Below are 14,741 nucleotides of genomic sequence, written 5' to 3' on the forward strand. Positions count from 1 at the left end.
CAGTCATTAAAAGGAAGCATTAACACCGAAGGAGAACATTCGCATCATCGGGTAATTAATACCATAGCCTTTGTCATCAGTAGATGTTGGATCTAATCCTTTAGGAAATTTGCTGAAAGTAAAGAGATTCTCACCGCTGAAGAACACCTGTAGTTTGTTGAATAAAATCCTTTTTAGCATAGATTCAGGAAGACTGTAAGCAAGACTAAGATTCTTTACACGCATATATGCGGCATTGGTGAGATACCTTGTCTGCACGAATTTGTTAGTAGCAGAGTTACCGGCTGCTTTGGCATAAATACGTGCATAATGTGCATCGGTATTAGCAGGCGTCCAATAATTCAGCTCATGCTGGAATATCGTTCCAAATTCATAGTTGTAGGGGAATGTCAGGTTGTTGCTGAGCCAGAGATCACGTTTACCTACTCCCGCAATAACAAAAGAAAAGTTCCAGTTTTTATACCCAATACCTCCATTGATGCCATACTGCAAGGCCAACCGGTTGTTACCTATTATTGACATATCGCCGTGATTAGCCAGCGTATTTTGTCCGTTGGTAATCACGCCATCTCCATCAAAGTCTTTATACAACACATCTCCTGGGTTAGGCGTCACGAGGTTCGAGCCATTTCTTATTTGCTTAACAATACCGGACTTGATAACACCATTTTCGAAATCTGATTCCTGGTATAACCGGTCGGTGGTATATCCCCAGATTTCGGTCATATCTTTCCCTACATAATAGGTACTCAGAGATCCCGCCTTATTATTATCGAATTTGGTAATTTTTGATTTGAAGTCATAGAGATTGGCAGAGATATAGTAGTTAAATTCTCCCACCTTATCTCTCCATTCCAACAACAGTTCATATCCCTGTGATTGCAGGTTGGCGGCATTTTGCAGCGGAGCGCCGGTCCCTAATACTGCCGGCAGTTGAATAGCGCTGGTAAGCATATTCAATGTCTGTCTCTTATACCAGTCGGCCGACAAATTCAGGCGGTTATCCAGGAAGCCTGCATTGATACCGAAGTTCAGCGTTCTGACAGTTTCCCAGGTAAAATTAGGACTGATCAGGCCCGGCGTACCTAAGGTGGTAGGCCGTGTGCCGCCCACCAGCCAGCCGGTCAGTGCCGGATTCATCGCATCCAGGAAACGATAGGGTGCAATATCCTGGTTGCCCACTTCACCCAGTGAAGCTCTTAATTTCAGCTCCGATAATACAGGCTTTAGGCGGCGCATGAAATTTTCTTCTGATACGCGCCATCCGGCGGAAGCCGAAGGAAAGAAACCCCATCTCCGGCTGGTAGGAAATTTGGAAGACCCATCCGTTCTGCCGTTTACTTCCAGCAGATATTTCCCCTTATAATCGTAATTAATGCGTCCAAAGAATCCTTGCACACTCCATTCCAGGTAATTGTCATCGGCGGTAAGATTGCCCACAGCAGTGGAAATCGAGGGGAGATCGGCAGATATCATCTGTGTCTTGTTTGCCCAGAGCGCTTCGCTATGAAAATCATCCTGATTATAACCTGCCATCACCGTGAAGTTGTGGTTTTTGATTGATTTATTATAGTTCGCGTAAACATTCAATGTGCGGCGATCGTCTGATTGGTTGGACTTATAAAAACCGGCATTGTTGGGAGGCACTGTTGTTTTTACAACAAATTCAGAAATATCGGCGTAGTTAAAAGACTTATTGTAACTGGTAACTGTTTCCCGGAGATTTTCATACAGGTATTCACCCGTAATGGTAAGCCCCTGTATTGGTTTGGCAATTACCTTTCCCATTAACCGGATATCATCAAACCGGTCTTTTGTCGGTACTGAATTCAACAGGAGATTCTTTGGTGTGCCGGTTGGATACAGTACGCCCCCGATAGTCATGGTATCTACCGTTGGCACATAAGAAGGGCTGTTGCTGGCGGTTCCCCATAACCAGGCGCTGTTGGGATCAGACTTAACGGAATTATAGTAGCTCGCATCCAGTTGAGTGGTCAGCCATTTTGTAACATCGGTACTGAGATAAGACTTTACATTATAGCGTTTGTAGGAGTCGGCATTGGAAATCATGATACCATCTTCTTTTACAGTACCAAGAGAAACACGGTAGGCTGTTTTTTCCGAACCTCCGCTAACTGCAAAATCATGCATCTGTTGTACCCCTGCGTTTTCAAATAACTGCCCAATAACATCAGACTGGGCCAGCTGGTATCTTACACCCGCATCCGTAGCATATCCCAGTGGAAATTTAGAAGGATCTACCTTATAATCATTCAGTAATTGCAGCCATTTATCCACGTTCTGACCTGTCCAGTATGCGCCGTAGCCCATGTCTTTATAGGCTTGTACAGTCGCCAGCGGACTGGCTGCCTTAGGGATAGAGCTGGGGGTGGAAAATGTGAAGTTGTTGCTGTAATCGAATCTTGCCTTACTATTTTTTGATCCTTTTTTTGTGGTGATGAGTATCACGCCGAAGGCGGCGCGTGCGCCGTAGATGGCAGCGGAGCCAGCATCTTTCAACACGGTAACGGTTTCAATATCATTGGGGTTCAGCATATTGACAGGTCCGCTGAAAGGGATATTGTCTACAAGAATCAAAGGGCTGCCACCATTAATGCTGGTGGTACCACGAATATTGAAGGAAAAACTTCCACCCGGCTCACCGGTACCTGAGGTTACCTGCAGCCCGGGAACAATACCTTGTAAAAGTGTACCGGCAGTACTGGCAGGCCGGTTACCGGCCAGTTCATCCATTTTAACTGTATTCACGGAGCTGGTAAGATTGGTCTTCTTTTGTGTGCCAAATCCTACCACTACAATCTCATCTATTTTTTTATCAGAGGGCTTCAACACGATGTCGAGATTACCGGATTTCGTCACCGGTATCTCCATGGGATCGTAGCCTACGAAGGTAATGACCAAAGTACCTCCTTTATCGGGGATATGAAGTGTGAAGGAGCCCGTGGCATCCGCGGCGGTTCCCTTATTGGTACCTTTCAGCGATACGGTAGCTCCGGGAAGTACCTGACCTTTCTCGTCTGTAATACGTCCCCTGATAATGATATCAGCCAATACTTCCGTGGCATTGAGAGGCATTGCCCGCTCTTGGATTACGATTGTTTTTTCGTAGATCTTATAATCAAACGGCTGCCCGATGAAACATAAGGCCAATGCCTTTTCCATTGGCATATCGCGGATGGTAAGCGCTACTTTGTTGGCGCGCTCCAACAAGTGGCTGTCGAACCAGAAATCGTAGCCCGTTTGCCTGGTGATAGACCGCAGGACTTTCTCCAATGAAATTTTATCTGCGGTAATTGTCACATTCTGAGCGCTCGTTTTGGCTGACAATTGCAGGCAGACAGATAATAGGAATAACACTGTCAGTTTCATAATCAATAGCTTCTTTAGTAAAGACCATTGGCTGAATTCCCTTTTTTGAGAGGAATACAAGAAAATCATACTTTTGTTTTTAGGCGTGTCAAAAAATAGCTTCTTACCAGGAAGCTGTGTTTACGATCAAAATGTTTGCGCATGCCTGAACCAGGCCGGAGGTCTTACCAGGACTTCCGGCTTTTTTTATTCAAAGCAGTTTTTTGTGGCAGGATGCTATGGCAGCACTGTCAGTTTTTTACCTTCGAGCCGGAAACTTATTCCATATAGCTCCATGATTTTTAATACGGCCGTCAGGCTTTTGTCTCGTGAAATTTTTACGGTGAAGAAGCGATTCGGTACTGATCCCTGGTATACAACTTCCACATCATACCATCGGCCCAGTTGCTGCATAATAGATTTCAGGTCTTCATTTCTGAACTGAAATACATTTGCTTTCCAGGCAAGCGCTTCTTCCATGTCAGCGTCCTGGTTTATTAATAATGGGCCATCTGGTGGTGAAATGGCTTGTTGTCCGGCAGTCAGCGTTTTCATTGTTCCTGATTTATTTTGGCTGATCTGAATTTTTCCTTTTACTAATGTTGTTCTTATGGTTGACTCATCTTCATATGATTTAATATTGAATGCCGTTCCTAACACTTTAATCTCCTGCCCTTTACTTTTTACAATAAAGGGCTGAGTTGCGGCAGCGGCTACATCAAAGTATGCCTCCCCGGAAACGTTGACCAGTCGCTCTTTTCCGGCAAAAGGCACCTGAAATGAAATGGTGGATGCTACGTTTACCCATACCTGGCTGCCATCCGGCAGAGCGATGAGCAATGGTTTGCTCCCCCTGGGAACTGTGATTGTATTAAGTTCCGGGGCGGCGGCCCGGGAATTATTCGCATATTCAATTTTATCCGGCGATAATTTCTGTGCAAGGTTACCACCAGGTACAATATTGGCACCAGTCTGCAAGCTGTCTATGTACACTCTTTTACCATTGTTTAATGTTACATAAGCCCTGCCGGTGGTTGGAGATGGGATATCTACGCGCTCTTTACGGGTGGCGGCTACGTGTATTGGTATAGGTGTACGCCAGCGATTAACCAGGTAAACCGATGCTCCTACTACCAATAAACAAACACTGGCGGCATACAGTGCTATCCTGCGGTAGTTACGGACCGAACGGACATTAGTCACTGTATATTCCTGCAGTTGCTGCCATATCCTTGATTTGGTATGATAGATGTCTTCCAACTCCTGCCTGACAGCGGCTTCGTTGCGAAACTCCTCCATCAATGCACGGTTTTCAACATTGGCATTCAACCATGTATCCAATTGCACCTGTTCTTCAACGGTGATTTCCCCTGAAAGATATTTCAGGATGAGAGCTGTTATTTGTTCCTGTTCCGGCGACATGGAGCGCGATTTAGTACTGGTTGTATTAGATAAACACCACCGATGCTAAATTGTCCCGGCTTTTTTTAATTTTTTTTAGTGAGATAGGAAAATAAGGAGGTGCAATAATTCATTCTTCAACAATTTCGTGCGTAATTGTTTGATAGCCTCGGTTTTGAGGTTTCTGACCGTTTTCTCGCCAATCCCTGTCTGGCCCGCAATTTCAGCATTTTTAAATCCTTTAAGACTCAATTGCAGGATATTGGCCATCTTCCCGGGCAGTTTCTCGATTTCCAGGTACAGGTGCTGGTAGATTTCTTCCCTTACATCACTGAATGACTCCAGCGATAGTTGTTCATCTGATTGTTGTCTGGCTAACTCCCGGTGACGACGGTTCATGCGATCTTCATCCCTCAGGTGATTGAGACATGCATTTCTGGCAATAGTATACAATAATGGGCTGATATTGGAGTACGTAGTAAGGCTACTACGTTTATCCCATAGTTTCACAAATGTTTCCAACGTTATGTCTTCCGCAACCTGCCTGTCTTCCACAAATTTTAGCGAAAAAGAGAACACCAGCAGAAAATAATAGTTATACACTGTTTCGAATGCTCTTCTGTCGTTATTGGACAGTTGCCGGAGCAATACTATTTCATCAAATGGTAGGTAGGCAGACATTAGTAATCAATCCTGTATCAGTGCTAATATAGTAAATGCCAATGTTCCACACAATTATTCTTTCCTTGTAACCACCGTCAACCGGGCTGCCTTTTCAKGAGTAATGCCTTCCAGGTCCAGTGGTGCAAAACGCTTTACCTGCTATCTGTTTGATAAATATTTCCGGTGTGGTACCCAGGAAATGGTGAAAGTCTTTTATCAGATGACTCTGGTCATGATACCCAAAATCGTGGATCAGATCATACCAGTCGATCTCCGCACCCGGATTGTTTTCTATACTGTTAATCACCTGTTTGAAACGGAGAAAACGCAACATCTCTTTAGGAGAATATCCTACATACTTTTTAAATCTTAACTGTATGGAACGCTCAGTTAATGCAGCATCTGCTGCAATCGCTTTGGCTGGCTGAATAAGCGGGTCTTTAAAATAATCCGCTCCCTGCAGCAGCGGCCGGGCCCCATCTTCCGCGTCATGCATGCACGTGCGGATATAATCACTCAGTATTTCTATCCGCTCTTCTATAATAGCTGTTTTACTTAATATCTGCCACAGTTCTTCGTAACCGGAGGTTATGATATGCGCATGCAATTTTTCTCCATCCAGTTCATCTACCGGCACCTGGAACAACCGGTAAAATCCATCCAGGTTAAATATCACTATCAGCAGATCTGCATCGGGCAGCATTTCGTAATTCAACATTTTTCTCAATGGTCCCAATACTCCTACCTTGTCTACCTGCATGCCTCCAAACAGTTCTCCTGCGAAAGAAATTCTTACCGGCGAACCGAAATTGAAGAGCAGCATCATTTCATAATTAGGTGAAAGATGGTGGATAACAGGCAATTCATCTGCTGCTGTTTGCATCACATAAAAGTGCTTCACTATATCCGATAGTGGTGGTTGCACCTCAAAACGTTTACCTGTTAATGCCATAAAGAAAAATTAAATCTCGTCTTCCTGCAAATCTTCTGCTTTAAAGCCCCACTCAGTCAGCAGGGTATTATATTGTGCATCCGGCAATCCCTGTTGCTGATAGTGTCCTGCCAGCGTTTTCTGGCGCATGGCCTCGTAAATGCTCACCGCACAGGCCACTGATATATTTAAAGACCGGATAATGCCCATCTGCGGAATAATAAAATTACCATCGGCCATCGATCTTACGTGATCACTTACGCCATTCTGCTCATTACCAAAAACCAGTGCCACAGAGCCACTGAAATCTATATCATATAAACTTACCGCATCTGCCGACAGATGCGTAGTCAGTATCTTATCATAATGTTTACGCAGTTCCTTAAAACAATCTGCCGCATTATCAAAATCATGTATGGTGAGCCATTGCTTGGCACTGCTGCTGCTCCGGTGTCCCCAGTTCTTTATCCGGGGCGGTTTTGAGGTGATAATATAAATATCCTGTATACCCACGGCATCACATGTGCGCATTACTGCGGCCACATTATGCGGGTCCTGTACATCCTCCAGCACCACTGTTAAATTAGCCTGCCGTTTGTTTAATACCGACAGTAATCTTTCTTTTCTTTCTGGTGTCATAATGCAAAAATAGCAAAAAGCGTAAAGCCGAAAGCAAAAAGCCAATCTCCTTCTCCATAGCTTTTTGCTTTTTGCTTTGAGCTTTCTGCTTATCTTCACTCCCAAATTAAAATTAACCTATGCTCAAAAAGATCCTGAAAATTGTGGGTATCACAATGGTGGTCTTGATATTGGCCGCTATAGCCATACCCTATTTCTTTAAAGACAAGATCATTGCAAAAGTAAAAACGGAGCTTAATAACCGTCTCAATGCCAAAGTGGATTTCAAAGATGTGGATATCAGTCTATTCCGTCATTTCCCACGACTGGCTGTTGGCCTGGAAGAACTGCAGGTAGTAGGCATCGGTGAATTTGCCGGGGACACCCTCCTCGCTGTAAAACAGATCGATGTAGCCCTCAACCTCATGAGTGTAATTAAGGGAGATAAGATGGATATCTATAACATCGCCCTCATACAACCACGGATACACGCTATCGTAAATAAAGACGGCGCCGCCAACTGGAATATTACCAAACCCGATACCGCCGCCGCCACGCCCGCTGATACCAGCAAAAGTAAATTTGCCCTCAGCCTGCAACAATATAAAATTGAAGACGCCTGGATCAGCTATGATGACCGGCAGGGTAACATGGCGTTACTCATCACCGGCCTGACACATCAGGGTAAAGGCGATTTCACACAGGACCAGTTCCTCCTGCAAACCAGCACCGTAGCAGAAGGCATCACCTTCAGATATGGACTGATCCCTTACCTATCCCAGGTTAAAACCAAACTGGATGCCGCTATCCAGGTTGATAATAACAGCAGTACCTATACGTTTAAAGACGGTAAAGCATCTATCAACAACCTGGAACTGGCACTGCAAGGATTTTTCAAGCTGGTAAACGATTCCACCTATGGAATGGACATGAGCTTTAAAGCACCTTCTACTAATTTTAAAGACCTGTTATCATTAGTACCCGCCGTATACAAAACAGATTTTGATAAGATCAAAACCAGTGGTACTGCTGCTTTTGATGGGTTCGTAAAAGGCAACTACTCTCCTGTACAGATGCCTTCTTTCGGACTGGACCTGGCCGTAAAAGATGGCTTCTTCCAATATCCTGATCTGCCAAAACCAGTAAAAAATATACAGATAGCCATGAAGATCAGCAACCCGGATGGCGTACCTGATCACACGGTAATAGATATGCCTACTGGTCACCTGGAAATGGATAATACCCCGCTGGATCTGCGCTTACTGGTTAAAACGCCGATATCCGATCTGTATGTGGATGCTGCTGCCAAAGGGAAACTGGATCTCTCTAAAATCACCCAGTTCGTAAAACTGGAAGCCGGCACTAATCTATCCGGTTTGCTGGATGCGGATATCAGCGCCAAAGGCAATATGAGCGCCATCGAAAAACAACAATACGATCGCTTCTATGCCGCCGGCACCCTGCAGCTGAGCAATATGCTCTACAAAAGCAAAGACTACCCCGATGGCGTAAAAGTGAATAATCTCTCTTTACAGTTTAACCCTAAAAACGTAACAGTAAAAGACCTGAACGGACAATACCTGGGTACCAACTTTGAAGCAAACGGAGAAGTGAATAACCTGCTCGCCTACACATTTAAAAATGCACCACTCGATGGTAAGCTCAACTTCAAGGCAGACGAAATAAACCTGGATAAATGGATGGGCACTACGCCTACCGCTGCCGATCCGGCTACTGCCAAAAAAGATTCAGCCGCCGCTACGCCTTTTGCCGTTCCTGCCAACCTGAATCTGAGCTTACAGGCCAACGTAAATAAAATACATTATGATAAAGCTGATCTGACTAACGTAGGCGGTAACCTGCTGGTGAAAGATGAAACAGTCACCATGCAACAGCTCAAAGCCAATGCACTGCAGGGAACTATGGAAATCAACGGCAGCTACAGCACCAAAGCCAACAAAAACAATCCGGATATAAACCTGGCCTATAATGTGCAAAACCTGGATGTACAACAAACCTTCAACACCTTTAATACAGTGCAGAAGTTGATGCCGATCGGTAAATTCCTTTCCGGAAAAATTACCTCCCAGTTAACCATGCACGGCAAATTAGGGAAGGATATGTCGCCCGACCTGAGCACACTCACCGGCGATGGTAACCTACTGTTGATACAGGGCTTCCTGAAACAGTTTGCACCGGTAGACCAACTGGCCAACACCCTGAACGTGGCACAGCTGAAAGATCTTTCTCTCCGCGATATTAAAAATTACTTTGCTTTTGAAAATGGTCGCGTAAAAATCAATCCCTTCAATGTAACGGTAGCCGGTATCAAAATGAATATTGGCGGTTCGCACGGTTTTGACCAGTCACTCGACTACACCCTGCAGCTGGCATTACCCCGCAGTATGATGGGCTCCGCCGGCAACACCCTGGTGAATAACCTGGCATCGCAGGCGCAAAGCAAAGGCATCCCCGTAAACCTGGGTGATAGCGTACACCTGCAGGTTTTAATGGGCGGTAACATTCTCAAACCAAGTGTAAAAACAGATCTGCGTGAAACGGCCAACAACCTGAAAGCACAGGCCGCTGAACTGGTGAAAAATAAAGTAGATTCTGTAAAAACGACGGTAAAAGACAGTCTTAACCAGATCAAAAATACCGCAGTGAATTCACTGAAAAATGAATTAAAAAATCAACTCAGCGGTAAAAAAGATTCTACAACAACTACCGGCAAACCACTGGAAAATGTAGGCAAGCAAGCCGGTGAGTCTGTGAAGAATACATTGAACGGACTGTTTAAGAAGAAAGCCAATAATGCCGACACTACCAAACACTAAATACAGGCTGACAGAGATTTACGCGGAGCCCTTCCGCGTAAATCTCTTACCCTGATCCCGTTATTCCCAATTTTTCCGTAACTTATGGTAACCAAAACCCCGGACCATGCTGTTGCGTTTCCTCCATACGACCTACTGCAATGCTGCGATCTTCGCCGGTGCATTATTCTTTCTGATGGGATATATTATTCACCGCTTCCCACCTAAAAGCACCAAATCCTGGTATGGTTACCGAAGTTTCCTGTCTACCAAAACACCCGAAATGTGGCATTCCGCCAATGAATATGCGGCCTATATTTCCCGGCGCATAGGTGTCATCCTGTTGGTGACCGGTATCGCCTGTGCACTGATATTTGAAAGTCAGTCAGACTGGTTCCTTTACATCACCGTAGGCGCAGTAGTAGCAGGCACCATGTATATGGTGGGAGACACAGAATGGCAGTTAACCCGGCATTTCGATAAAGACGGCAAACGCATTCTTCCCGAATAAAAACAAAGAAGGCGCTGCTTGCGCAACGCCTCTCTGCATATGTAATTATAAACCCTACTTTTTAAACATCCGCCTCACTTACAGTTTCCCCTGTATATCATGTTCAGGTACTGACTGATAGCTTTCCTTCATTTTACGAAGCTTTTCCTTACCATATGCCAAACGGGTAATCACTACGTACAACACCGGCACAATAAAGATCGCCAGGAAGGTAGCGGTAAACATACCACCCAATACGGTCCATCCCATGGTTTTACGAGCTTCTGCACCCGCACCGGAAGAAAACACCAGTGGTAGAATACCCAGCAGGAAGGCCAGGGAAGTCATGATAATAGGGCGTAAACGCAGCTTCGCTGCTTCCACTGCCGCCGTTACCAGGTCCATGCCCCTATCTACACGTTCCTTCGCAAATTCCACGATCAGGATCGCATTCTTGGCCGACAAACCAATCAGGGTAATCAAACCAATCTGTGCATATACGTTATTACTCAGCTTAGGCAGGAAGGTCAGTACGGTAATGGCACCAAAGGCACCAATAGGGACTGCTAACAGCACCGAGAATGGTACAGACCAGCTTTCATATAAAGCGGCCAGGAACAGGAACACAAAGATGATTGACAGGGCAAAGATGTACACCGTCTTAGACCCCGATAATAATTCCTCACGGCTCAAACCGGAAAACTCATACCCGTATCCATCCGGTAATGTTTCTGCCGCCACTTCTTTCAATGCCTTGATAGCATCACCACTACTATAGCCCGGAGCAGGACCACCATTTATTTCCGCAGAACGGAACAGGTTATAGTGAGAAATCACCGGCGCGGTTTCAATGACTTTATAAGAAGTCAGTGTACTCAATGGCACCATGGAACCAGCAGCATTGCGTACAAATAACTGATTCAGGTTCTTGATATCTCCACGGTAAGTGGAATCCGCCTGCGTTACCACACGGAAGTTACGGCCGTAAATAGTGAAGTCATTGATATACGCACTACCCATATACGTCTGCAATGCAGAGGCGATATCGGATATTTTCACACCCATTTTCTTCGCCTTTTCCCGGTCTATGTCCAGTTGATAACCTGGCGTACGTGCGGTAAAGAAGGAGAATGCCTGGGCTATTTCCGGACGCTGATTAGCTGCCGCCAGGAACTTCTGTAATACCCCTTCAAAGGCCTTGATTTCACCGGCTCCCCTTTGCTGTAATACAAAAGAGAAACCGGCGGTTTGTCCCAGACCTGGAATAGCCGGCGGTTGAATTACCACCACATTCGCTTCTTTATACTTGCTCAGCGTTTTTCTCACTTTAGCCACCATACCGGTGATCTGCAGCGAATCCGCTTTACGTTCCGCCCATGGCTTCAGTGAACAGAAAATCGTGGCACTGTTGGATTTGGTAGCAAAGCTCACCGCATTCAAACCACCTAATGCTGCATAGTGCGCAATACCCGGTATCTTTTCCAGGTCTTTCATCATCTGCGACATTACGTTTACTGTACGTTCTGTAGAAGAAGATTCCGGTAAGTCAAAAGTGATGATCAAACGGCCTTCATCTTCCGTAGGAATAAACCCGGTGGGCTTCGCCTTGAATAACATCATCGTACCTACGAAAATGCAGACCAGGATTACCATAGCAAAACGGAAGTAACGAATACTTTTCTTCACCCCCATAGAATAACGGGAAGTAGTGTGTCCGAACCAACGGTTGAATTTGAAGAAGAATTTGTTCAGGCCTTTTGAGTCCTTATCCAGGTGCATCGGTTTCAGCAACAGGATACACAATGCCGGTGTTAATGACAACGCCACAAAAGCGGAGATCATTACAGAGATGGCGATGGTGATCGCAAACTGCTGGTATAAACGGCCTACGATACCAGGTATAAATCCTACCGGTACAAACACCGCTGCCAGGATCAATGCAATCGCAATAACAGGTCCGGAAATTTCTTTCATGGCCTGTGCAGTCGCATCCTTAGGCGTCATTTTCTCATGATCAATATTATGCTGCACCGCTTCCACCACTACAATCGCATCATCCACCACAATACCGATAGCCAGTACGAAACCGAACAGCGTTAAGGTGTTAATGGTAAATCCAAGTGGTATGAAGAAGATAAAGGTGGCTATAATAGATACCGGGATGGCCAGGATAGGAATCAAAGTAGCGCGCCAGCTCTGCAGGAAGAGGAACACGACAATCACTACCAGTATCAGCGCTTCTACCAGGGTATGTACTACCTCTTCAATAGATACTTTTACTACTGATACAGATTCAAACGGCACTACATAATCCACATCCTGCGGGAATTGCTTTTTCAGCTCTTCCATCGCTGCGGTTACATTGGCAGCCGTTTCCAGCGCATTGCTGCCAGGCGCCTGGTATACGAGCAGATAAGCGGCACGTTTACCATCTACGTAGTTGTTACCGGCATAGTTAAATTTACCCAGCTGTACGCGGGCTACATCTTTCAGGTATACCAATGTTCCATCCGCAGGGCGGGTTTTCACGATGATATTTCCAAATTCCTCGGGCGTAGATAAACGACCTTTGGTGAAGATGTTGTATTCGAATGTTTGGCCTGTTTGCTGTGGTGGTGCACCTACGGAACCCGCGGTGATCTGCGCATTCTGTTCTGCCAGGGCAGCGCGGATGTCATCGGCGGTAACACCCATTTCGGCCAGCTTATCTGGTTTCAGCCAGATACGCATACTGAAATCATCTGCACGGGTAAAGATATCACCTACTCCTTTTGCTCTCAGCAACGCATCTTTTACATATACGTTGGTATAGTTATCCAGGAAGGTAATGTCGTGTGTGCCTTTGGGAGAATACAGGGCTACCAGCATGAGGATGCTGGGGTTACGCTTTCTAACGGTCAGGCCTAAACGCTGTACTTCCTGTGGCAGGGTAGGTTGTGCAATACCCACACGGTTCTGCACATCCAGGGCGGCAATATTGATGTCGGTACCTACTTCAAAGTTTACCGTCATACTCATTTGTCCGCTACTGGTATTGTTGGTGTTGATATAGGTCATGCCCGGCGTACCATTCACCTGCACTTCCACAGGGGTAGCAACTGTTTGCTCCACCGTTTGTGCATCCGCGCCGGTATAGGTACCTGTTACCTGTACAGTGGGGGGTGAAATCTCCGGATACTGGCCAATGGCCAGGTTCATCATCGCCAATATCCCCACCAGTACCAGTACAATAGATATCACTATTGCCGTTACGGGTCGTTTTATAAAAGTATCTGCAATCATGATCTTCGCTGTTGATTCTACTGATAAACTATTTCTTCGCAGGCGCACCTTGTGGTGCGGCTGGTATTCCAATCTGTATTTTTCCACCATCACGTAAACGCTGGAAACCTTCAATAATGACCTGATCACCCGCCTGAATGCCGTCCATGATCACTATTTTGTCGCCGAGTTTAGGACCCAGGTGTACTTTCTGCTGGGCAGCTACCGAATCTTTTGCAATAAATACAAAGTATTCACCCATCTGCTCTGTGATGGCTTTGTAAGGAATGATCAACCTGTCGCCGGATTGTTCATTCAGTACACGCAGCACGCAGCTCATACCGTCTTTCAGCTTATCATCGGGGTTATTGAATTCAATACGCACGCGGATGGTACCGGTTTGATTATCCACGCCACGGTCAATCGCAAGTATTTTACCGGTATGTACATATTCTGTACCATCAGATAACTGCAGGCGGAACGTACTATCGTTGGCGTTACCCTTGCCCTGCATGGCAGCAAAGCGGGGAATATCATTTTCTGTTACCACAAAATCCACTGCTATCGGATTTTCACTGGAGATGGTATTCAACAGGGTAGTGCCGGGGCTCACCTGAGCGCCCAGTTTCACCTGGGAAATACCAATGCGTCCCGTAAACGGTGCTTTGATGAGGGAATAGTCAAGGTCAGTACGCACAGACGCAAGACTGGCTTCTGCTGCCGCGAGCTGGCTACGGGAAGTTTCCAGGGTAGCTTTCGCATTATCCAGGATCTGACGGGCAACCGCGTCCTGGTCGGCCAGGCGCTGGTAACGATCGTCATCTTTCCTCGCTCTTTCAAAGCTGGCTTTTGCACTGGCTACATTAGCCTGTGCCTGTAGGTAAGCCGCTTCATATTTACGACGATCTATTTCATACAGGGTTTTTCCTTTCTGCACAACTTCCCCTTCTTTGAAGAAGATACCGGTAATAAATCCTCCTACCTGAGAACGCAGTTCCACCTGGTTCAACGCTACTACAGAGGCAGGGTATTTATCGTAATAAACGGCCGGTGCTACAGATGCTGCTGTAATATTTACCGGTGTAGGGGGAATTACAGGCGCTGTTTTCTTAGCAGGACCACTGCAGGCAGATAAGCCCAGGATACTGGCAGCGCTGATTAAGACAATGTTGTTCATTTTTTTCATATCCGT

9 protein-coding genes are annotated in these 14,741 nt (G+C 45.7%); 2 read left to right on the forward strand and 7 right to left on the reverse strand.

From position 1 onward, the window contains the following. Positions 1-6 precede the first annotated feature (6 nt). From AB4Z08_RS29235 to AB4Z08_RS29255, 5 genes are all read right to left on the reverse strand, one after another. Entirely contained in the window at positions 7-3,390 is a 3,384-nt protein-coding gene (locus tag AB4Z08_RS29235; protein ID WP_441577333.1) for a SusC/RagA family TonB-linked outer membrane protein, read from the reverse strand. 216 nt (positions 3,391-3,606) lie between these two features. Then, positions 3,607-4,791, reverse strand: a complete 1,185-nt coding sequence (locus AB4Z08_RS29240) for a FecR family protein (protein WP_441577334.1) — start codon at positions 4,789-4,791, stop codon at positions 3,607-3,609. A 75-nt stretch (positions 4,792-4,866) separates the two neighbouring features. Beyond that, positions 4,867-5,451: an RNA polymerase sigma factor gene (locus AB4Z08_RS29245; protein WP_441577335.1), complete on the reverse strand. Its 585-nt coding sequence runs from the start codon at positions 5,449-5,451 to the stop codon at positions 4,867-4,869. A gap of 94 nt (positions 5,452-5,545) precedes the next feature. After that, positions 5,546-6,385: a helix-turn-helix domain-containing protein gene (locus tag AB4Z08_RS29250; protein WP_441577336.1), complete on the reverse strand. Its 840-nt coding sequence runs from the start codon at positions 6,383-6,385 to the stop codon at positions 5,546-5,548. Between the two features lie 9 nt (positions 6,386-6,394). Further along, positions 6,395-7,003 (reverse strand): TrmH family RNA methyltransferase, encoded by a 609-nt coding sequence (locus AB4Z08_RS29255; protein ID WP_441577337.1) that lies wholly within the window; start codon positions 7,001-7,003, stop codon positions 6,395-6,397. 119 nt (positions 7,004-7,122) lie between these two features. On the opposite strand from AB4Z08_RS29255, the gene AB4Z08_RS29260 reads away from it, so the two are divergent. Next, positions 7,123-9,819 (forward strand): hypothetical protein, encoded by a 2,697-nt coding sequence (locus AB4Z08_RS29260; RefSeq protein WP_441577338.1) that lies wholly within the window; start codon positions 7,123-7,125, stop codon positions 9,817-9,819. 106 nt (positions 9,820-9,925) lie between these two features. After that, entirely contained in the window at positions 9,926-10,309 is a 384-nt protein-coding gene (locus AB4Z08_RS29265) for an SdpI family protein (RefSeq protein ID WP_441577339.1), read from the forward strand. A gap of 78 nt (positions 10,310-10,387) precedes the next feature. Here AB4Z08_RS29265 and AB4Z08_RS29270 read toward each other — a convergent pair whose 3' ends face one another. Further along, on the reverse strand, positions 10,388-13,570 hold the full coding sequence (locus tag AB4Z08_RS29270; protein ID WP_441577340.1) for an efflux RND transporter permease subunit: 3,183 nt from the start codon (positions 13,568-13,570) through the stop codon (positions 10,388-10,390). Between the two features lie 28 nt (positions 13,571-13,598). After that, complete coding sequence (locus AB4Z08_RS29275) at positions 13,599-14,735, reverse strand: efflux RND transporter periplasmic adaptor subunit (RefSeq protein ID WP_441577341.1); 1,137 nt, start codon at positions 14,733-14,735, stop codon at positions 13,599-13,601. Positions 14,736-14,741 lie beyond the last annotated feature (6 nt).

The sequence above is a fragment of the Chitinophaga sp. RAB17 genome (assembly GCF_052114225.1).
Classification (GTDB): Bacteria; Bacteroidota; Bacteroidia; order Chitinophagales; family Chitinophagaceae; genus Chitinophaga.